General features: G+C 65.0%; 13 protein-coding genes and 3 pseudogenes. 6 read left to right on the top strand and 10 right to left on the bottom strand.

Translation table 11 applies throughout. From position 1 onward, the window contains the following. Positions 1-40 precede the first annotated feature (40 nt). Entirely contained in the window at positions 41-886 is an 846-nt protein-coding gene (locus ACWFRJ_RS13790) for an SDR family oxidoreductase (RefSeq protein WP_453528706.1), read from the top strand. Positions 887-1,453: 567 nt separating this feature from the next. Here ACWFRJ_RS13790 and ACWFRJ_RS13785 read toward each other — a convergent pair. Further along, positions 1,454-1,639, bottom strand: a pseudogene (locus ACWFRJ_RS13785) (CorA family divalent cation transporter); the annotation flags it as partial. Between the two features lie 260 nt (positions 1,640-1,899). Between ACWFRJ_RS13785 and ACWFRJ_RS13780 the strand changes: the two are divergent. The 3 genes and pseudogenes from ACWFRJ_RS13780 to ACWFRJ_RS13770 form a co-directional block, all read left to right on the top strand. Continuing rightward, positions 1,900-5,475 (top strand): CHAT domain-containing protein, encoded by a 3,576-nt coding sequence (locus tag ACWFRJ_RS13780; protein WP_453528703.1) that lies wholly within the window; start codon positions 1,900-1,902, stop codon positions 5,473-5,475. Continuing rightward, positions 5,472-6,140 (top strand): hypothetical protein, encoded by a 669-nt coding sequence (locus ACWFRJ_RS13775; RefSeq protein ID WP_453528700.1) that lies wholly within the window; start codon positions 5,472-5,474, stop codon positions 6,138-6,140. The genes ACWFRJ_RS13780 and ACWFRJ_RS13775 overlap by 4 nt, the downstream gene beginning before the upstream one ends. Then, positions 6,140-6,764 (top strand): annotated as a pseudogene (locus ACWFRJ_RS13770) (LacI family DNA-binding transcriptional regulator); the annotation flags it as partial. The gene ACWFRJ_RS13775 and the pseudogene ACWFRJ_RS13770, both read left to right, overlap by 1 nt. Before the next feature lie 183 nt (positions 6,765-6,947). On the opposite strand, the gene ACWFRJ_RS13765 reads toward ACWFRJ_RS13770, so the two are convergent. From ACWFRJ_RS13765 to ACWFRJ_RS13750, 4 genes are all read right to left on the bottom strand, one after another. Beyond that, the gene (locus ACWFRJ_RS13765; RefSeq protein ID WP_453528697.1) at positions 6,948-7,427 is read right to left on the bottom strand and encodes a hypothetical protein; all 480 of its coding nucleotides are present in this window, start codon (positions 7,425-7,427) and stop codon (positions 6,948-6,950) included. A 299-nt stretch (positions 7,428-7,726) separates the two neighbouring features. Then, complete coding sequence (locus ACWFRJ_RS13760) at positions 7,727-9,967, bottom strand: hypothetical protein (RefSeq protein ID WP_453528694.1); 2,241 nt, start codon at positions 9,965-9,967, stop codon at positions 7,727-7,729. Between the two features lie 298 nt (positions 9,968-10,265). Continuing rightward, positions 10,266-10,793 (bottom strand): hypothetical protein, encoded by a 528-nt coding sequence (locus ACWFRJ_RS13755; protein ID WP_453528691.1) that lies wholly within the window; start codon positions 10,791-10,793, stop codon positions 10,266-10,268. 719 nt (positions 10,794-11,512) lie between these two features. Continuing rightward, entirely contained in the window at positions 11,513-12,994 is a 1,482-nt protein-coding gene (locus ACWFRJ_RS13750) for a 5'-methylthioadenosine/S-adenosylhomocysteine nucleosidase family protein (RefSeq protein ID WP_453528688.1), read from the bottom strand. Positions 12,995-13,150: 156 nt separating this feature from the next. Here ACWFRJ_RS13750 and ACWFRJ_RS13745 point away from each other — a divergent pair, with 156 nt between their 5' ends. Next, the gene (locus tag ACWFRJ_RS13745) at positions 13,151-13,699 is read left to right on the top strand and encodes a hypothetical protein (protein ID WP_453528686.1); all 549 of its coding nucleotides are present in this window, start codon (positions 13,151-13,153) and stop codon (positions 13,697-13,699) included. A 189-nt stretch (positions 13,700-13,888) separates the two neighbouring features. Here the strand turns inward: ACWFRJ_RS13745 and ACWFRJ_RS13740 are convergent, their stop codons facing one another. From ACWFRJ_RS13740 to ACWFRJ_RS13720, 5 genes and pseudogenes are all read right to left on the bottom strand, one after another. Beyond that, the gene (locus ACWFRJ_RS13740) at positions 13,889-14,845 is read right to left on the bottom strand and encodes a serine/threonine-protein kinase (protein ID WP_453529650.1); all 957 of its coding nucleotides are present in this window, start codon (positions 14,843-14,845) and stop codon (positions 13,889-13,891) included. 207 nt (positions 14,846-15,052) lie between these two features. Next, positions 15,053-15,709, bottom strand: a pseudogene (locus tag ACWFRJ_RS13735) (caspase family protein); the annotation flags it as partial. Further along, complete coding sequence (locus tag ACWFRJ_RS13730; RefSeq protein ID WP_453528683.1) at positions 15,702-16,046, bottom strand: effector-associated constant component EACC1; 345 nt, start codon at positions 16,044-16,046, stop codon at positions 15,702-15,704. The gene ACWFRJ_RS13730 and the pseudogene ACWFRJ_RS13735, both read right to left, overlap by 8 nt. 79 nt (positions 16,047-16,125) lie before the next feature. Next, positions 16,126-16,647 (bottom strand): NUDIX domain-containing protein, encoded by a 522-nt coding sequence (locus tag ACWFRJ_RS13725; protein WP_453528680.1) that lies wholly within the window; start codon positions 16,645-16,647, stop codon positions 16,126-16,128. Between the two features lie 24 nt (positions 16,648-16,671). Further along, complete coding sequence (locus ACWFRJ_RS13720) at positions 16,672-18,027, bottom strand: helix-turn-helix domain-containing protein (RefSeq protein WP_453528677.1); 1,356 nt, start codon at positions 18,025-18,027, stop codon at positions 16,672-16,674. A 230-nt stretch (positions 18,028-18,257) separates the two neighbouring features. Between ACWFRJ_RS13720 and ACWFRJ_RS13715 the strand changes: the two genes are divergently transcribed. Next, entirely contained in the window at positions 18,258-19,007 is a 750-nt protein-coding gene (locus tag ACWFRJ_RS13715; protein WP_453528674.1) for a hypothetical protein, read from the top strand. The last annotated feature ends 75 nt before the right edge of the window (positions 19,008-19,082 follow it).

Raw genomic sequence — 19,082 nt, 5'->3', positions numbered from 1 at the left:
GCCCCGGTGCCTCGCCGGGACTTCTCTCGTTGCACCGGGCATGAATGACGCTCCCCCCACCACCCCCCACGCCCCGGTTCTCGTCCTCGGCGCCCGCGGCACCACCGGCCGCCGGGTCGCCGCCCGGCTGCGCGAGGCCCACCACCCGGTCCGGGCCGCCTCCCGAAACTCCGACGTCCCCTTCGACTGGCACGACGACACCACCTGGGAACCGGCGCTCGCCGGCGCCGAACGCATCTACCTGATGCTCCCTCACGAACTGCCGCTGGCACCGGACTTCGTCCAGCGGGCGCTCGCGACCGGCGTGCGGCGGTTGGTCCTGCTGTCCAGCCGCGCCATCGAGGAGATGGGCGACGAGCGGCTGATGGCCGCCGAGCGCCTCGTCCGTGACTCCGGGGCGGACTGGACAGTCGTACGGGCCGACTGGTTCAACCAGAACTTCGACGAAGGCATCTTCCGGGAGGCCGTCCTCGACGGCTCGCTGGCGCTGCCGCTGGGCGAGTGCCGTCAGACGTTCGTCGACGCGGACGACATCGCCGCGGTGGCCGTCGCCGCCCTCACCGAGGACGGCCATACCAGCCGCACGTACGAGGTGACCGGCCCCGAGGCCCTCTCCTTCGCGGATGCGCTGGCGACGATCGGCCGCGCCGCCGATCTCTCCGTCGCATTCCACGGAGACCAGGACACCTACCGCGCCACCGGCCGCGCCGAGGGCCGCCCTGTGGAGGACGTCGAACGCGAGATCAGCGCCTTCGCCGCCCTCACCGCTCTCGGGGACGCCCACCCCACGGATACCGTCCACCGCCTCACCGGCCACCCCTCGAAGCGCTTCGCCATCTACGCGAAGGAGGCAGCGGCGATGGGCGCGTGGTCGGGCAAGGAATGAGAGTCGGGCAGGAAGGAGAGGCCGTCTCGCGTACACCGCACACACCGCGGTGAAGCCGTAGTGGACCCGGACGTCTTCGGTGGGCGTGGTGCCGGGGGCAGGGTGCCAGAACAGTCCGCGTATGTCGCCGGGCGCGAGCAGGACGGTGTCCGGTGGTCCGTCGGACAGGTTGCCGGACGGGGCGAAGATCCCTCGCGCTGCCGCCTCCTGCGTTCCGATCTCTTGCCAAGGCCGCCAGGGTGGACCGTACGGTTCGGGGTCGACGGCGTAGGCCCCCGCCTCCAGGAGTGGCGGGTGCAGCCTGTCCCCGTGCGTGTCGCTCAGGTGGATCGGCAGTGCCACCTCCGACACCTCCGCCGTCAGCACTGCACCGCAACCCGCACACCCGAACACGGCCAAGTCGTCCCCTCCCGCGCGACCGGCAGACAACGGGTTTTCGGCCGATGGGGGAGGTGATGGCGTAATCCCCAGTGCGGCGCATCCTCCCCAGATTCTCCCTAGGGGGTCGGTAGCGGCTCCAAAGGGACTCCGCGTACGCCAAGTTGATCAATACGCTGGGGCCCGTGACTACAGCCAGTCCCGCCGCTTGAAGATGAAGTACAGACTCACGCACACCGCCGCCATCAGCAGGATCGCGAACGGATACCCGGCCGCCCACTTGAGCTCGGGCATCGTCTCGAAGTTCATCCCGTAGATCGTTCCCACCAGCGTGGGCGCGAACAGGATGGCGGCCCACGAGGAGATCTTCTTGAAGGTGTCGTCCTCGCGGCGTTTACCTGCAGGAATCGCGATCCGGAGCGTGTTGACCTGCGGAGATGAGGGTTTCCGGTGCTTTCACTCTGACGTCGATTTGCAGGGTCGATTCTCCCCAGGCGCTCCCCAGAGCGGCTTCATTCTCCCCAGATTCTCCCCAGCGGTGGCTGCTGGGGGCGGCGGGTCGCTGCTGGCCAGGCGACGGCTCCAAGTGTCGGGGCCGGCTACGCACCGTTAGTTGGAAGCGAGTCGGAGCAGCGATGGCGTTCGGTTTCGTGGACGAAGGCTGCGTGAACGAATCGGACTTTCCGCCTCCGTCCAGTTCCGTTGAGATCACCACCCCATGCCCGGGAAGCGGGCTGGTCCGGCCGTTGTCTGTGCCACCGTTGCACCTGTCGGTGACCGGCGGCGCAAAGGGGGATGGCGTGCGACTGTCGAGGGACGTCACGGGGTGGGCGTTCATCGCTGATGTTGAGGGGGCCTGGCATGCCGGTCTGGCCATCGGACTGGCCAGCATCAGCCCGTTCACCACTGGAGGCGGGGAGGGAGGCAGCCTGTTTACGCGTGCATACGCCCGGGGCCTCCCGGCGCTTCTCTCACTGGACGAATTGCCGTTCAGCCATCCTGTCGCACCCCAGTGGTGTGTCTCGCAGGACGCAGGAGATGCGCTGTCTGTTCTCGGCCCCGACGGTACGCCCTTCGTGTACGACCTCGACCTGGAAGTGCCGCCAGGGTGGCGGGAAGCGGCGGACGTCTCGGGTTCGGTCATGTTGGTCGTGTCCCACGTGCTGCCTGCCACAGACGATCCGCTCGGCGCTCTGACCTTCGAAACGCAGCGAGGGATGGTGTGCGCTGGCGCTGTGCGCTTCGGCGAGCTTGCTTATGAGGAGGACGGCCAACCGGCAGTCAAGTTCGTCATAGACCCCGTCGGCGTGCTTATGGAGCTGGCACATTACGTCTGCGATCGGATCATGTCGTTGGACGAGGCGAAGCGACGGGCACGCGGAATAGAGGAGACGCTGCAGGCCCTGGCGGAGCACCACGCAATGTCCGTCGAGGCGATAGCGGATCCATTGTTCCGGGACGTATTCCTCGAACACCGTGGCTTGGTTGAGTTCATGTACGTCTACTGGCGACTGGTTGCTGAGGTCGCCGATGCCTGTGCGCTGGAGGCTCCCTGGCGGGTCGCGGCTTTTCAGACCGTCGAATTGGGCGTCCAACTGGTGGCGGACCGGTGCGACCGCGCGGTGTTCGAGGAGTCCGAAGCGCTGTCGGCCCGGCTGATACACGGGCTGAGCGACCCCGCCGACCTGGAAGCCGCGCTGCTGGCTGCCGCTCGGTTACGGCTGGCCAGCCGAGGACCAGAGGACTTGGCCACCGACGAATACGCTCGTGAACTGCTGACCACCTGGTCCGCTCGGCTGACCGCAGACCTGTACCGCACATGGTTCACCGAAGAGGAGCCCTTCCAGACGGAGTCCCACCGGCTGGTGGCGGAAGCGGGACACCTGGTGGTGCGGGCGCTGGAGTTGAACGGTGGGTCGAGGAAGCCCCGGCTATTGGCGGTACTGGCGCAGATCCTCGCGGACGAGGCGGGACTTCACCATGGTGCTGCAGGCGCTGCGCTATCGGCATGGCGCGACTCGTCCGCCGCCGACGAACCGGACCTAGCGCTGTTCCTTCTCAGGACGGTGGGTGGGATCTCCCCTGAGACGGCCGACGGGCTGCTTACGGGTGTGTTCGGGACGCCACCGGCCGATTTCCTGGCGGCTCACGGCAGCGCAGTGACCGCGAAGGTGATCAGCCAAGGCATCAACCTGGCCCGGGAGCGCGTCGACCGGCCATTGCTGCGCACCGTATTGGATTGGGCGGGGCAGCTCGACATCCAGTGGGCCTCTGCCCACCGCAGGCAGCTCATCGAGGCCCGACTTCACGTGCTGCCCGACGACCCGAGTGAGTGCCCGGGTCTCAATCAGGCGCTCTCGCTGTCGTTCCCGGAGACCTGGACACCAGCACAGCGGTCTGCGGTTCTGCTGCACGCCGCCGCACACGCCCGCGACCGGCGGCAGCCGGCGTTGGGGCTCACCTTCCTACGGCAGGCGGGCGACAGCCAGGACGAAGAAGCCCGGCTGCTCACTGCGGATCTGTACTACCAGTCGGCGGAGGCAGGTGAGCCGGTCTCCGGTTCTGTCCCGTTCCCATGGGGCTACTACACGTACGCGGCACTTGCCTACGCGTCGCTCGGCTTCGAGGAATTGGCGCGGGCGAGCCTGGTGCCGTTCGTGCAGCACCTGGGAAATCTCCACGGCGACGACCTGCGGGACGCACTGCGCGCAATCATCGTGGATGTACCGAACTTTGACCCGAGCGGCGCGTCCGAACTCGGCGGGATACTGCGCGACCTCGTGCACTCAGCGGTGTGGCAGCTCACCGCGGAAAGCGAGACGCTACCGATGGGGCTTGTACTCGGCCTGCATCAGGCTGGCAAGGGATCGCAGCTGGGCGCGTGGTGGCGCATCGAAGGCCCGCTCGACTTGCCTGCCCACATCCAGCATTTCATCGGCAAGCTGCGCGACCTGGAGGAGCCCTCTGCCTCCGGTGGTGCCTTGTCGAACCTGCTCGATGTCATGGACGCCGACCATCGTCCTGGCGGCCACGACAACGCGCAGATTGCCCGGAACCTCCGGTGGCGCGTCTCGTCGCTCATCGATGACGAGCTACGTCGCCGCTCGGCACCGCTCATCGATGACCAACACATATGGGCCAAGGCGCATGAACTGCTTGACGAGCGAACGGTGTTGTTGACGTGGTTCCTGCCCGCGGCGATGAGCGGCGCGGCCGTGCTGCTCGCGGTCACCAGACAGGGCCGGGAGCTCACGGTGCACCTCGGCGAGGGCGCGGACGAGAACGACGACCGGCACCCGGACGCGGACCGGGTCGAGGCGATCCGGACGGAGATCGAACGCGACCCGCTGTTCGCCGCCGTGACGCCGGAGGGCAGTCGGCTGCTGAGGTCGGCGGGCCTACCGCTCGGCGGCGGCGACCAGTGGGACAAGTGGCGTGCCCAGGGCAAGGACCGAATCCTGGCCTGGCCGCACGGAGCTCTACACTACCTGCCGATCCCGCTTTGCCGCACGGGTAACCGCATGATCGCCGACGACTGGACGGTCACCACGATCGCTGGCCTTGAAGCCCTGGCACCCATCGAAGTTGCTGTGCGTGCGCCTCGCTCCGTTGTACTGGCCTCTGCTGTCGGGGGCGTTCCCTTCGGGCTGCATGCCGAACCGGCGCTGGAGGAGCACGCGCGGAATGTTGCCGAGGCGGTAGGTGCCGATGCCCTCACCGGTCTCGCGGCCACTCGCGACAGGCTGCTCGCAGAGATGTCCACGGCGGACGTCGTCCACATTGCCGTACACGGGACGCTGGACGAGGACGCACCGTGGATGCACTGCCTCTACCTCACGCCGGACGGAGACGACGACGGCCGTGTATTCGCCTACGACTTCTTGCCTGTCGACCTGCGCGGCGTTCGCCTTGTCACACTCGCCGCTTGCGAGTCAGCGCTTGGCCGATTCGACCGCGGGGACAACATCCGTGGCATCCCTTCGGCACTGATCACCGCCGGAGCGCAGGCCGTCATCGGGTGCCTGTGGGCCGTGCGTCCGGAGCCAGCCACGTACTTTTACCACCATCTGCACCATGGGGTCGCGCGCGGCGCGGACCCGGAGCATGCCTTCCGAGGCGCCCAACTCGCTACGCGTGCCGTGTACCCCCACTACCGTGACTGGGGAGCGTTCACCTATGTGCACGGCCGGAACAAGGGAGCCGCCGCATGACAGAGATTCGGCTGCACGATGTCGAACTCGTGCCGGAGCGTACGCTCGGCAGCCCGGCGGATGACGGACCCCTGCGCGGCAGGCTCACGTTCGGCTGGGACCTACTGCCCGCTGACCACGAGAGCGCGCCATCGGGCTGGCCGTCCTACCTCAGGGCCACACCTGACCGGCAGTTCCGGCAACTGCTGATGGTGTGCTCGTTTCGCCCCGAGATGCCGGAGAGCAAAGGCGTGTTCCGCCACGCTTCGCTGGGCGTCGCGCTGTCGACACCGGAGCGTGATGTACAGCCGATCGCGCGCCTGATCGATCCCGGTGAACGCACCCGCCCGGTCGCCGGCCCTGGGACTGGCGTGACCTTCACGGTCACGACCGGCGTGCTGGATGTGGGGGTGGAGAAGGCACCAGGAGTCGGACCGGCGAGGGAGGAGTGGATCGTTCGGGGCCACGGCGCTTCCCAGCCGAACCCGCAGTGGGAGTTCCGCCGAGTCAAGGGTTTCCCCCTGGTAGGGGATCACCCGGTGGCCGCGCTGGTGGAGCTCGTGCCCGGCCGCATGAACACGGCCGAGGTGCTGGTTGCTGCGGAGTTGGAGCACCGTAGTTGGGGCGTCCGCCGCTACCGCGCACGGCTAGCCCCCACACCGCACATCATCGTGTTGGCCGAGTGACCCTCGGTCGCCAGGGTGCGAAGCTTGCCGATGTCGCACGCAGCGCCGGAGTCTCCACGGGCACGGTCTCGAACCTCCTCAACCACCCCGACCGCGTACGGGAGGGCACCCGCGGCGTCGAACTCGGCATCGCAAAGCTGGGGTTCGTGCGCGAAAGTGTCACGTCGGAGCATGCGGCCCACCGGCGCCGAAACGGGTTCTCCACCTGGTTGTTCACTGCGGAAGTCTCCGGCTGGTACCCGAAGAACGCGCCACAGGAGGCCCGCCCAGTGCCGATCCTCCGTGAGCGGCGGCCCGGCATCCCGGCCAGGGCCTCGGCGCCGCCGACCGGGCCGACGCCCGCTGGCTCCCGATCGTCAAGGGCCTCACAACTCGCAGCCGGCATCACACTCACCGGACGATGATGGAGGACCTCGGCATGGAGGAGGTCCTCATGAACGAGTGCATGGGCCGTATCGAACGGCCCAGTCTCCGCCTGCTACGCCCACGCTAGGCCGGGCATGCGCAAGCGCCTCATGGCTCGCCGAGCAGCGAGAAGCGGCGTCCGGCGCCCGGCTCGAGAGGTGCCCCACGTCGCCAGTACCTGTGCTCAACGACCTCCTGCGAGCCCGTTCAACACGCTGACGTGTCGCTATGTGTCGTCGCTGCGGTGTCCGTGCAGGCGATAACCCATCTCGTCAGGGTGACGCATTACCCGTGCCAAGCGCCAAGCGGCATCGTAGGAGAGGCGACCGTGCTCCCGGACGCGTAACCGTAAGGCCAGCATGCTGGTGAGGGGGTCTAGTGCCCAGCGCAGCGCAGCGATCTTCACTGCGTCTCGCTCGACAGCAAGGCGAGGCGGTGGGCCGTGTTCTCGTCGCCGAACGCGCGGACAGCGTCGGTGAGAATAATGAGTAGTTCTTTGCGCCCCGCTTCCGTCAGGTTGGCAACGAAGTCGTGGAGAAGCTGCGCGATGGTTACCCACTGCTGTCCTGGCTGCCATTGACGGACTTCGCGTACCAGCTCTTCGAGATTGGTGCCGGCCGGTGGCCCGCCCAGTCGAGGCCAGTGTTTCGACGCCCCTTCCAGGAGCCCGTATAGGCGGGCAGTCGCAGGATCAGCGAGGATTTCCTCCCGTAGGAACGCCTCGCGAGCCTGGGCCTGCCGTCGTGCCAGGTCGTCTAACTCGTGTTCGCGCTTGAGGCGTTCCTTCTTACGTTGGTACTCCTGCTGCAGGCGTTCTGCGAGTAACGCGGCCTCGCGCGTAGCGTTGTCCACGCTGATGCGTACTTGGACGTCAGTCACCATGACGCCGCAGCCGGTGAGAGGGAGCCGTTGTCGGACGGCATCGGCAATATTTTGCTCTGCGGCTGCCGGCCGTAGGGCATCACAGTGTCTTGCCGCTTGCTCGATCTCTTGCCTCGTGAGGAGCGGCGCCGTGTGCGGACTTGTAAGCGCAGTGGAGTCGATATGGCGCCGCCACGTCACGCGGATCTCGGCTGTGAAGGACAGAGTTGGGTCCATGCTTTTGGGGCGGTCCGTGAAGACGGATGTCCAGCTGGGCATGTCTTCTGTCCCGAGGAGACGCCCCTTGGCGGCCTGGCGCCTCATGCGGCATCGACCTTCGCTGTGGCCGATGGCTTCTCACCTGGAACGTTCAGGGCCTCCTGCTGCGCGGGCGGCTGGCTTCGGCGCGTTGTGAGGTCCTGGTCAAGCAGGGCGGACAACTCGATCTTGAGCCCCTCCCTCTCTGCGGAGTAGGGGCGATCTTGCCCCTGCACCCACCACTGGGCGGAGGTGCGTAGAGCCTCGCGAAGAGGGGGGCCCGCAGCCCCGGGAATGTTCACGGCCTGGCGCAGGGTGTCGAAGACGAGGGGCTTGAGTTCGCGGCGTTGCAGTGCTGCATCGAGCCATGTGAAGACGGCTTTGTCGAGGTCTCGCTCCCCAGTCGGCCCTGCTGCCTGGCGCAGTAGAGTCCGCCAGCCAGCTACGAGCCCTTGCAAGGGCGGACGGAAGGTGTCCTCCTCAGCGGGATTCTCCTCGATCATGGCTTGGAGGAGAGGTGGCAGACTGGCCCCATCGGGCGGGGAATTGAGCGCTAGCGCGGTGAACGTCCGGTGACCGACGCTCTGGCTGACCGTCTCTGACTTGCACCAATCGACGATGTACCCGAACAACATCTGCCGCACGGTGGCGTCCTCCCATAAAACGCGTACCGCGTCGCGCAGCGCGTCGATCACGTCAGGATGACCTTGCGCGGCCACATTTCTGAGTCGGCGCAGCGCCTTAGCCGTATGCCTTCGACCGAACTCGCCCGTACACACCTCTACAACGGCTCTTTGTAGGTGAGGCTGGGTCCGGCTCGACCAGGCCAGCAGCATGGAATGGATGTAGGGCGCGCTGGCGGCGTGGATGGCTGCTGAGTCCAAGAGCTCAACGGCTAAGGGCCAAAGTTCCTTTGCGGCTCCAGGCTTGTACCACTCCTCAACGATCCGCTCCAGTGGCGTCTGGCGACGGTGCCGAATTGCCCATCGCAGAGCGAACTGACCTACGCGCCTCGCCAGGGCAAGTCGACCGTCCTTGCTGATGATTTCTAGCGCTTCTCTGCTCGCACTGGTATCGACGACCGGTGCCTGCGCGAGCCACTTCAGGAAGGTTGTACGGGCCAGGGGACGGTCATTCCAGAAATACTCGATGACGGCGTTATCCCAGTTCGGGCGGGTGAAGGTGAGCGTGCCGTCAGCCTCACGTCGCGCGTCGATAGCCCTTGTCATAGCGATGACCCCGGGCTCCCGCTGTCCATCAATTTCGACTTCTGAGTCGTCGAGCTGCCCGGTTAGTTCAGCGGCCTTCGCATACACATGCCCGACTGGATCATCACGGAGAACAGCCGCAGTGAGCAGGAAGTTGCGCTCGAAACTTGTACGAGATCGGTTCTCGGGCTCGTGCCATGCGTAGAGTTCGTCCTCCCAGTTGCTGCGGGCCGCGACGACGTTGGCGACCTGCTCTTCGAACGTCAGCCGAGACACTGCTCCGCGCTGGTGCCTGAGCGCCTGATCGGCGGCATCGGCATCCGCTACAGCGGACTGCGCTGCCCGATGCTGTTCCAGCATGAGATACACGAGGTTCAGCACGTCGGTTGGGTGCTGGCCGGCGAGGAGGGGCTTGATGTCCTTGTGCTCAAGCCAACGGCCCGTCGGGAAGCTGGGCTCCTGCCCGACCAACCACCGATTGGCGATGTCCCGCGGTCGCACCGATCCCAGATCAGGCGCGATGCTGTCTGGCGCTCCGTGGCTAATGCGCCTCCATTGCTCGGGGCGGGTGAGAACGATCAGTCGGCAATTACGCTTCTGTAGACGCTCGACGAGTTTGTTGAGACTGCCGCCGAAAGAGTCATCGACGGCGAAGTCATCCTCATCAGGCGGGAGTTCCAGCAGAAAGCCGCAATTGACGTCGTGAGGCAGCCGTTTGGTGGGAAAGTGCTTGGAGCCACCGAACGACAGCGGCCGTACTTCGGTGATGACGCCGGTGCCCAGGAGATGCGCGAGCAGCGCGTAGGCGGTGAAGGTTCGGCTGTTGTTCGGTCGGCGATTGATGACCAGTACGGAGCCTGCCGCCCGCAGAGCTTCAAGAGCCTGCTGGAAAGGGCTCGGTGCCAGTCGGTCTTCACCGTGGGGCTCGGCATACACCTCGCGGGCTACAGCCAGGTACTCGGGCGAGATCGGGGCGTGCGAGTCAAGCGTCTGCTCGTATACGTACTTCGTGCCGATCTGCTCGCCGTAGTTGTTGGAGGCCCACTGCAGCACGGCGGCTTGCCCGACCGCTTCCACCGATTCACGCGTCGGCACCCCTGACCCGGGAGGCCGCGGGAAGCTAGTGCCGGCGGTGTGTCTGGCGGCATCCGTGGCTCCCGACGTTCCGTCTGCCGCTGCGGTCGACGTAGCCGTGTTGGGCGGCTCGGGAGGTGGCGATGGTAGTCCCTGTGGGGCCCCCGGTTCGGGACCTGGATTCTGTGGTGCCGACGCGGGCTGCATTTGGGCCGTTGGCTGCTCGCCCTCATGTATTTCGTCACTCTTGATCAGAGACAAAGGCTGCTGCGGCCCTTCTGCGGGGCGTCCGTTATCGAAATTCATGCTGCCGCCCGCCTCAGCCGATGGTGCCTTCTACTTCGATGCCGACCTGTTCACCCGTCTCTTCGATGGTCTCGGCCTCTTGGTCGACGCGTGCTCGTCCGCGTTCCGTGATGTCGCCCCCAACGCGCATCCCGACCTGCTTGCCGTGGAGGGAATCGGTCCGCTGGGAGACCTCGACGCCCGGCCGATCTGTCTCCTTCTCATCACCGAACGGCAAGCGGCGTCCGTATACCTCCTCCAAGTCCCGGCGAAGACGCCCCAGAACTCCTCTCAGCTCGGTGTCATCGCCCAGAAGGAATTCGGGGCGTGAGAGGTAGACGCGGAGTGCGCCGTGATCTCCATTGATACGAGCCACGCGCTCGTCAGTGAGTGCGGGGGCCCTGACCAGCAAGGGCTGCGGTTGTCCCGACACCTGCTCCGGCTCTTCCACTGGCACTCGACCAGCTCGCCGGTCCAGCACCGCACTCGCTCGGTCGAAGAGAAACTTGACTGCCTCGGTCAGGAGCGTCCCGGCCAGTACAGGAAATGCCAACGGATCCATGTGGTGCTTCCTCCCCGTGCCCCGTGGGTCTGCGAGGTGACCGCACCTTCCGCTGGTAGATGCGATTGGCACTTGCGCAGACAAAAGCGATGTTCACCCTATGAGGGGGATCATTGCGGAGGGCAGGGTGAGAACTGGTCGAAGCGCGGGATGGCTAACAAGGTGGTGTTGACGCAGGGTGCATGGTATCTGACAAGGGGTGATTGCATGGGTGGTCGGCTTCGCCTACAGCACAGCCGTCGGCCGATGGCTCGAAGCGATCGATGTTCGAAATTCGTTCGCAGGGCACCACTGTCTGGTTCCTGTCGCCGTCGGGCGCGGAGACGATCGAGAGCGGGATCCGGTGATCTTCGTCGGCGGATCAGCCGATGAGGCAAGGGTTCCGTGCCGACTTGTACAGGCCCGGGTTCGGACCGCACTCCTGGGAGTCAGATCTCTAAGGGCCCGAATAGCAAATCAGGACCAGCGCTGATTCCTGAATACCGATCCTGACCTGGTATTTCAGCTGTCGGGGTGGCGAGATTCAAACCCACGACCTCTTCTTTCCGAATGAGGTTCGGTGGAGATCATGACCGGCTTGGACAGTGTTTTCGCAGGTCAGAGTGCTGGTGTCGGTTGGTGTGGCATGGCTTCGCAGGGGATTTAAAACGGCTCCCGCGGAGTGTTGAAGGTTGCCGACGAGACAGGTGGAATCTCGTCCGGCAGGGATGGAGTCCGACTCAGAACTGCCGGGCGTCGCGCGGGCTTGCGAAGTGGTGCATGAGCCGCAGGGTGAGCTCCTCAGCGATCGTCGGTACCGCGTCGCTGATGTTCGAGGCGTCCCAGACCTCGTCGGGCAGGACCTGCACTGGCCCACCGCGTCCGTTTCGTGCCAGGACAGCGCTGGTGGAGGTCCTGGCGGCTTCCAGGCTCATTACGGTCACGAGATCGGCGGGATCGAGGGCCATCGCGGGGGCGAAGCGGGTTCCCGGGACATCACCGAGACGCAGTAGCAGATGCAGCAGTTCAGCAACACGCTGCTGTGTGTGTTCTGGGTCGAGTACCGGCATGTGCATGCTGCTGGATCGAGGCAGCGACTCCCAGCAGCTTCGCTGGCCAGATCGAGTAATGACCAGACCGCGGCAGCGCCCCCGCCGCGAGTCGCGGACGCACGCAGCGGCAAAGTTGCTTTCGAAAATGCTGGATACCTCTTCGGCCGCTGTGAAGAACCCCTCTGCTCGGCCCAGGGAAACGAGCTCATCCGGCAGCCGGTTCAACCGGCGAACAGGCAACCGCAGGCCGCTCTCCGGGAGTAGATGCACTTCCATCGTGGCGCTCTCGCTGGACCATGGTGGAAGTAGGTCTTTGCGCCAGGAGATCGGCAGAGGCTCTTCGACGAGGGAGTTAGCGATGGGAGAGGCGTCTGCTGCGTCCGAGCGTGAACTCGGCAGCTTGGCGTCGGTTGCTCTTGGGAAGGGCAGCGCCTTGATGGTGGCAATAGTCAGAGCCGCGGCGTTGTCGGCGGCGATGAGCTGGAAGCCGCCGCCATCCGTGTGTTGCTTGCTGCCGTCGGCCCGATCGCTGATACCTCGGATGACCAGTGCCGGAACTTGACCGGCCATGGACGCGGCGCTAGCGAAGCCCGCTCCCTCAGTCTCGATCGCTGCGACACCGTTGTAGTGCACATCCAGGAGATCTTGAAGCGCGGAGCTCGGGGCGTTCACCACCACCTCACCGGCAGCGATCGGTTTGAAGTGGACTTCGGGCGTCTCTCGGTCGTTAGGCAGTAGAGATTGGGACCAGTCAGGATCCAGCACGGCGAAGTGGGCTGCTTGCTCCAAGCGATGCGACGCAGGCCATGTCTCGGGCCGTGTCTTGAAAGTTTCTTCCTGCTTGCCACCTTGATAGGCGAGTACTCGGGTCGCAACGATCACATCGCCCAGCGCAACGTCGTGCTTCATGCCGCCAGCGATGCCCGTGAAGAAGACGGCGTCCGGGGCGATCATGTGGATGGCGCGCTCAGTTAGAACGGCTGCGCCCTGATTTCCCTGACCGACTCGAGCGAGGTATACCTCCCAGCTCGTTCCCGGGATACGGCAGCGCTCGAAGATCGTTCCCGACTCATGGTCGATACGCTCTGGGTCCATCACCTGCGCCCGCATAGCTCGGTACTCCAGGAGAAGCGCGGTGAAGACAACGATCTTTCCGCTGGACGAACGCACGTAGCACCTCGCGAAAAATGGCTTGCCTACCCGAGCGATCGTGAGGTCCTGCACCGATGCGCCTGGGACGTGGTCCCAGCTTAACTCTGCGGTGTGACAACGCTGTTCGGGAGTGGGAGAGTCGCACCCAAGTAGGGCTGTCGCTCGGATTTTCGAATGGGGGATGCCGTGGCTGAGGCGGAGGATGTCACCGAAAGCAGACTGCTGTTGGCAGAGTATGACCGCATCAAAGAGGAGCAGAAGGCGCGGATCGGGTTTCGCGACAACCTGCTCTACTTCACGCTTGCTGCTTCGACTGCAGTACTGGCGATCACCGTCCAGAACAAGCACGCTCAACTCTTGCTCGCTGTCCCCGTTGTCTGCCTAGTCCTAGGATGGACTTACCTGGTAAATGACGAAAAGATATCAGCGATCGGTCGCTACATTCGCGACCAACTGGGGCCAAGGCTGGCCGAGATCAGTGGTACGCCTAGTGGTGCCATTTTCAGGTGGGAGATCTATCACCGTGGTGACGTGAACCGCAGAACCCGCAAACGATTGCAAATAGCTGTCGATCTGTTCACATTTTTGGCCTTGCCGATGACTTGCGTGATCGCATTCTGGTGCTCGCGCGCAGTTCATCCGGTGCTCTTGGTCGCTTCTATCATGCAGACAGTATCCCTAACCGCTCTGGGCTGGCAGTTCCTGTGCTACGCCGAGCGCTAGAACAGGGCTGACCCACGACCTCTTCGTCCCGAATGAGGTTCGGTTTGAGAGCTTGCCTGCATGGATGGCGCCTTCCCTGGTCAGGGACAATGCGCCAGTTGGCCCCGGGTGGTCTGGAAGGGGCAGCGGGAGCGAGACGGCTCCCAAATGGCTCCCAAGGGGGCGTGGTACGGACGGCATATGGCGCGCTTAGTGGCGCCTGATTGTGTGTGACCCAACTCGTGTGCCACCGTCGGTTCGCACCTCGCGCGAGAGAGAGTCCTGTGTCTGCTCAGGATGCGAAGACGGCCGGGGTTCGTCGGACACAACGGTCGAATCCTCATAGACATGGGGTGGCCACGAGACCGCCTCTAGCGCTGCCTTCATCCCTGCTGCATCCTGGAAGCGATCTTCAGGATTCTGTGCGAGGGCCTTTAGCAGTACGGAATCGCAGGTGGGGTCGAGTAGCGGGTTTACGGATGACGGTGGCGGTATCGGAAGTGACGTTATCGCATGGAAAATCTCGAACGCTGATCCCCTGCCATGGAAGGGCAGCCTTCCTGTGAGCAGTTCGTAGAGGGTTACGCCAGCCCCATAGAGATCCTGGTGCAAGGTCGGTGCTTCCCCTCGGACGGCCTCGGGGGACATGTAGCTCGGCGTTCCAACGATGGACCCTTCCGTGCTGTGTACTCCCTGGCGTGGGTTCTCGACGAGGCTTGCAACGCCAAAATCGAGCACCTTTACTCTTCCGTCAGGGCTCAACATAATGTTGCCGGGCTTGATGTCGCAGTTGATGACCCCTGACTCGTGTGCATGCTTTAGGGCATCGAGAACCACTCGCAGCAATGCGACGCCTTCCAGCGGGCTAACCCGCCCTTCCCGGAGTACAGACATGAGATCCCTGCCGCAGATGTACTCCATGACGATGAAATTTCCTTCATCGCTCTCAACGAAGTCGTGTACTCCTGCGATCGCGGGATGGTTAAGCGCTGCAACGGCCCTCGCCTCATCGTGAAGAATTAGCGGAAGTCTTGAATCATCCGAGAGGTCTCGTCGAAGTGACTTGATGGCAACGACGCGCCCAAGCAGTTGATCTTTCGCTCGGTAGACGGACCCCATCCCTCCAGAGCCGACCAAACCGTCTACTGCGTATCTGCCGCCGATCATAAGGGGATCATGCGGTCCGGGACTGGAAGGTTCAGCTACCGAGTCAATGTCCAGGCGAAGGGCCAATTTCCGTAGCACTTCAGTGAATGATATTCGCACTGACGCGGTCCGACTGGGAGTGAACGCTCGGTTGCGGGCCAGAATGAGCCTGCCCGCAGTGTCGCTTCCTGTACGGTCCGGACGGGGTCTTCCTCTCGTGGTAAGTGCGTATTTCACATGCTCATATGCTCTGTCCACCGAGATTACGGGAGGCCCATCCGGGATGCCCTCGAGGAGGACTGCCAGGAGCTCACCTGTGAAGGCCGTGTACTTTTCGCCTGGCGGGGCCAGCGCAACTCGATCGTCTCTGGCCGAGGTGAGTACTACCGCGCCGCGAGCCGCTGTCTGGGCCCGTACTGCGTCTGAGGCTGCCGACATCGTGCCGCGGTGCACTCTGCCACTGAAACAGCTGTCCAATATTGCAATCCGACGGCGCGCAGGTGAGTGGGCCAGGGACCGGCCTAGCCATTCGTATGAGACGCAACTCCAGGGCTCTTCGGCCTTGGAACTCTCTAGCGAGACATAAAAACGTAGTTCTTCGTCAAGAACGCCATGTCCGGCGTAATACACAAGAAGTGTGTCCCGCGCCCCCGAAGACGCCTCCTGTAGCGCGGTCATGATGTCTGAGGGGGTTCGAGGGTGCGCCAAAACTGAGCAGTGGCTGGACGGTAGTCCCCAGCCATCTGCTGAAGTCAGGAACTGCTGCAGTGCCTCAATATTGTTGTGTACCGCGGGAAGGTCTTCGAAGTGGTCATAAGAGGATACGCCAATCAAAACTGCACGAGTCCGTGCTGGGTCAGGCAGCGAATCCACCACGTTATTCATCGGTCAGAGCAGCGGCGATACGAGCAATGGCCGCGGGGTCGTCACTGTCAACCGTGACTCGTGTGCCGTTACGTTCGATCGCAACAGTCGGCGGGTTCGATCTACTGCCGCGCCACACTGCGATGGCTAGCACCAGGTTCGCCACCTGGAACCCACTGTCCACCGTCAGCTGGATTGCGTCGAAAGCAGTCCCCATGTCTGCTGGCGATGAGGATGCTGACGAGAGGGAAACATGGGCTTCATCGCCCACGAGCTCGTCGTCACGCAACCACTGCGTGAGACGGCGTAGGTCTTCACCTATGAACCGACCCTCGATCGCAACTCGGTACTCGGCCATGTATCCCCCGTGGTAGGCGCTATGTGGCGTCCAAGATTCTAGGGTGCGGACCTTTCCACGACCCAACTGCGGTCATGGATCACGGCTGGGGCCAGCCATCGAGTGACACCTCCGGACCGCCAGTCAGATAGCGGTGGAGAGCACTGGCAGTGGTGTCCACGAACTCCTCTGGGATGGCGGCGGCGTCGACCCAGCGGACCTGGGCGTGCTTGCGCGGCTCGCGATTCTCGGGCTCGCCCGTCCATTCGTGGGCGACGAAGACGACGGTCAGGAAGCCGTTGGGGGCTTCAACTCCCCATGCACCATGGATGATGTGGGCGACCTTGAGGGACCCGGCCTTCACCGTCAGGCCGGTCTCCTCGTAGAGCTCGCGCACCGCGGTTTCGGTGATGGGCTCGCCGGGTTCGCTCTTGCCGACGGGTAGATCCCACATGCCATGGGCGAACTTCGCGTTCTCGCTGCGCTGGAGGAGCACTACGCGGTTGGTGGCTTGGTCGTGGACGATGACGGCGGCGACCAGCAGGGTCATAGATTCGAGGGCGGGCTTGAGGGCCTTGGGCTGGTCGTCGGTGGTCGGTTGAGCCACTGTGCGTCCCTTCATCTCATCGGCCGGGTGGTGGGCATGTTAGGCGAGTGCTTCACGTGCGCGGCGGGCGAGTTCGGTGGCTCCGGGGACTTTGCGCCGCTGGTAGATCGCGAGGGTGGATCGCAGTGACGTGATCGCTTTACGGGTGCGGTCGGAGGTCATGCCCTCCATGAGAGTCAGCGCCTGCGACCAGGCGGCGACGGCCTCGTCGGCTCGTGCCTGGGCCGCGAGGTTGTCGCCCAGGTCGGCGTAGGTGAGGGCGTGGACCCGCTTGTACTTCACGGGGTCCCAGCGGACCAAGGCGTCGCGGTGCTGTTGTTCGGTACCTACGTGGTCGGCGAGGTCGGTCAGCGTGCGCGCGGTGTGGCTGGCCACAGTGCCGGCGGCAGGGCCGCTGACGCGGGAGTAACTGGGCTGAGGGCCGTCCCCGCGCAGGAGAGCGTCCTCGGCGGCGAGCAGAGCGCGGGCGGCGGCGGGCTTCTCGCTGGTGGCGGCGTACGCGCGAGCGTGGGTGATGTGGAGCAGGGCCTCGGTCTGGCCGTCGATGTGGCCGTCCCCCTGGGCGAGCGCAGCCTCGGCCAGGGCAATGCAGTAGTGGGGCTGCTTGAGGCTGAGGGCTTGGTGGGCAAGGGCACGCATCATCCAGGCGGCGTGGCCGTGCGGGTCAGCCTCGCAGGCGAGCTGGTAGCCGACTCGGTAGTAGCGCTGGGCAGCGCCTTCCTGGCCAAGGTCGTGGTGCTTCCAGCCTGCCAGGTAGGCGAGTTCGGCAACTGCGCCGAATGCGGCCTGGCGTAAGGGCTCTGCGGTGAATCGTCCGCGGAGCAGGGGAGCGGCGGTGTCGGCCAGGTAGGCAGTGACGGTGGTCAGGCCGTGGCCGCCGCCGAGGCGTTCGTCAGCCGCGCTGAACGCGGCGGTGATCTCGCGTACGACGTCCACGTCCTGCGCACCGACCAGCCCGGTGCCGGTACGGGCACGGAGCATGCGGGCGGTGGCTTCGTGATCGTAAGCGAGCGGCATGGCGACGCCTGCGGTGGTGAAGGCGGCGACCGCGAGGAAGCGGCGGCGCTCGACGTCGGCGCGGCCCAGATCGGTCACCGCCAAGACCGGGTCGGCTTCGTCCTGCTCGTTGCCGTCAGACGTGCCCGCGCCGATCTCGGTCGGTGTGACGATGCGGCCAACTCGGCGGGACAGCGCTTCGGCAAGGTACTGACTCGTTCGGCCGCTCGGCCGGCGAGTTCCGTTGGCCCAGTGGGAGATGGCCGACTTGTTGGTCTGGATGATCTCGCCGTTCTCGGCGGCGATGCGCCGTACATCATTCGCCAGGGCCTCGTACGTGCAGCCGATCGTTTCGATGACCTCGCGCAGGCGGGAGTTGGATGCTCGCTGGGCTGCCATGACCGCCTCCGATCAGGAGCTGTAAACCGCGTATACCGCTTTGCCTGGCTCTCACCGTACCCACGCTGCGTGACGAACGGTTCACTTAATCGCAGCCGCCCGGCACGGTTTCAGGTTCCGACCGTGATCCAGCCTCCCCCTTGGTCCGGGCGGCTCCCGAAGTTCCGTACACCCGCAGGGGGTCCGGGCATTCCTATGCCCGCTCCCGGCCCTTCAGAGACGGAGACACGGTGACCACCATCGAGACCACGACCATCACAGTCGAGTTGCCCGAGGCGTTCGACACGCGCTGGAGCCGCCTGCCCGGCATCCAGGTCGACGGCCGGCGCATCACCATCGGCCCGGCCGAGTACTTCTTCCGCTTCGAGTCCCACACCTGGCTCGTCGCCGACTGGGAGCTGGTCAAGTCACAGCTCCTGGACGTGGACGAGACGACCGAGAGCGCGGTCGAGCAGCTCGCGCTCGACTTCATCAAGCAGCACAGCTGGCCCACTTCGGATGCGGCCCAGGTGCTGGCCATCGCGTACGAGGTGTACGCCTACCTGTTCCGCGAGGAACACCTCGCAAGCCTCGGCCTGCCGCGGATCACCACCGACCACCTGCGGATGCTGCGTGAGGCCGCCACCCTGATGGCACTGAACAAAGTCGAGCTGGACGGGCACATCTCGAACGTGGGCCCGTGTTGGTTCTTCCCCGCCGCCACCTCCGTCGTCTTCGACCTGAACGATGAGATGGGCGGCCTGCTCGACGAGGTCTACCACGGCGGCTGGTTCAACGAGCACCGCCGCATCGAGTCCATCAAGGCCCACGCCGCGCTCGGCGGACGCCTCGTGCACGGCTGCCAGTCCGTGCCGGACCAGTCCGGCGGCGTGGTCGCACCCTACGGTGCCTCGATGGCCACCTTCCGCGACGACCTTGCCGAGTTCAAGGCCGGATGGATCAAGCAGGTCTACGCCCACCGCGTAGCCCCCGCCGCATAGCCAGCGCCCCACCCGGCTCCGGGGCGGGCCGGCACCGTCGCCCGCCCCGGACGCCCTCAATCACAGGAGTCCTTC

It is taken from the genome of Streptomyces sp. NPDC055239 (genome assembly GCF_053606205.1).
The sequence above is the reverse complement of the archived record's forward strand: the minus strand, read 5'-3'. Positions and strand labels throughout refer to the sequence as shown.

Excerpts from the sequence above, each read along its gene's own strand:
- ACWFRJ_RS13730 (WP_453528683.1), bottom strand. The coding sequence starts at position 16,046 with ATGGCCGAGTACCGAGTTGCGATCGAGGGTCGGTTCATAGGTGAAGAC.
- ACWFRJ_RS13720 (WP_453528677.1), bottom strand. The coding sequence starts at position 18,027 with ATGGCAGCCCAGCGAGCATCCAACTCCCGCCTGCGCGAGGTCATCGAA.
- ACWFRJ_RS13780 (WP_453528703.1), top strand. The coding sequence starts at position 1,900 with ATGGCGTTCGGTTTCGTGGACGAAGGCTGCGTGAACGAATCGGACTTT.
- ACWFRJ_RS13765 (WP_453528697.1), bottom strand. The coding sequence starts at position 7,427 with ATGGTGACTGACGTCCAAGTACGCATCAGCGTGGACAACGCTACGCGC.
- ACWFRJ_RS13775 (WP_453528700.1), top strand. The coding sequence starts at position 5,472 with ATGACAGAGATTCGGCTGCACGATGTCGAACTCGTGCCGGAGCGTACG.
- ACWFRJ_RS13790 (WP_453528706.1), top strand. The coding sequence starts at position 41 with ATGAATGACGCTCCCCCCACCACCCCCCACGCCCCGGTTCTCGTCCTC.
- ACWFRJ_RS13740 (WP_453529650.1), bottom strand. The coding sequence starts at position 14,845 with ATGATCGGCGGCAGATACGCAGTAGACGGTTTGGTCGGCTCTGGAGGG.
- ACWFRJ_RS13755 (WP_453528691.1), bottom strand. The coding sequence starts at position 10,793 with ATGGATCCGTTGGCATTTCCTGTACTGGCCGGGACGCTCCTGACCGAG.
- ACWFRJ_RS13745 (WP_453528686.1), top strand. The coding sequence starts at position 13,151 with ATGGGGGATGCCGTGGCTGAGGCGGAGGATGTCACCGAAAGCAGACTG.
- ACWFRJ_RS13725 (WP_453528680.1), bottom strand. The coding sequence starts at position 16,647 with ATGAAGGGACGCACAGTGGCTCAACCGACCACCGACGACCAGCCCAAG.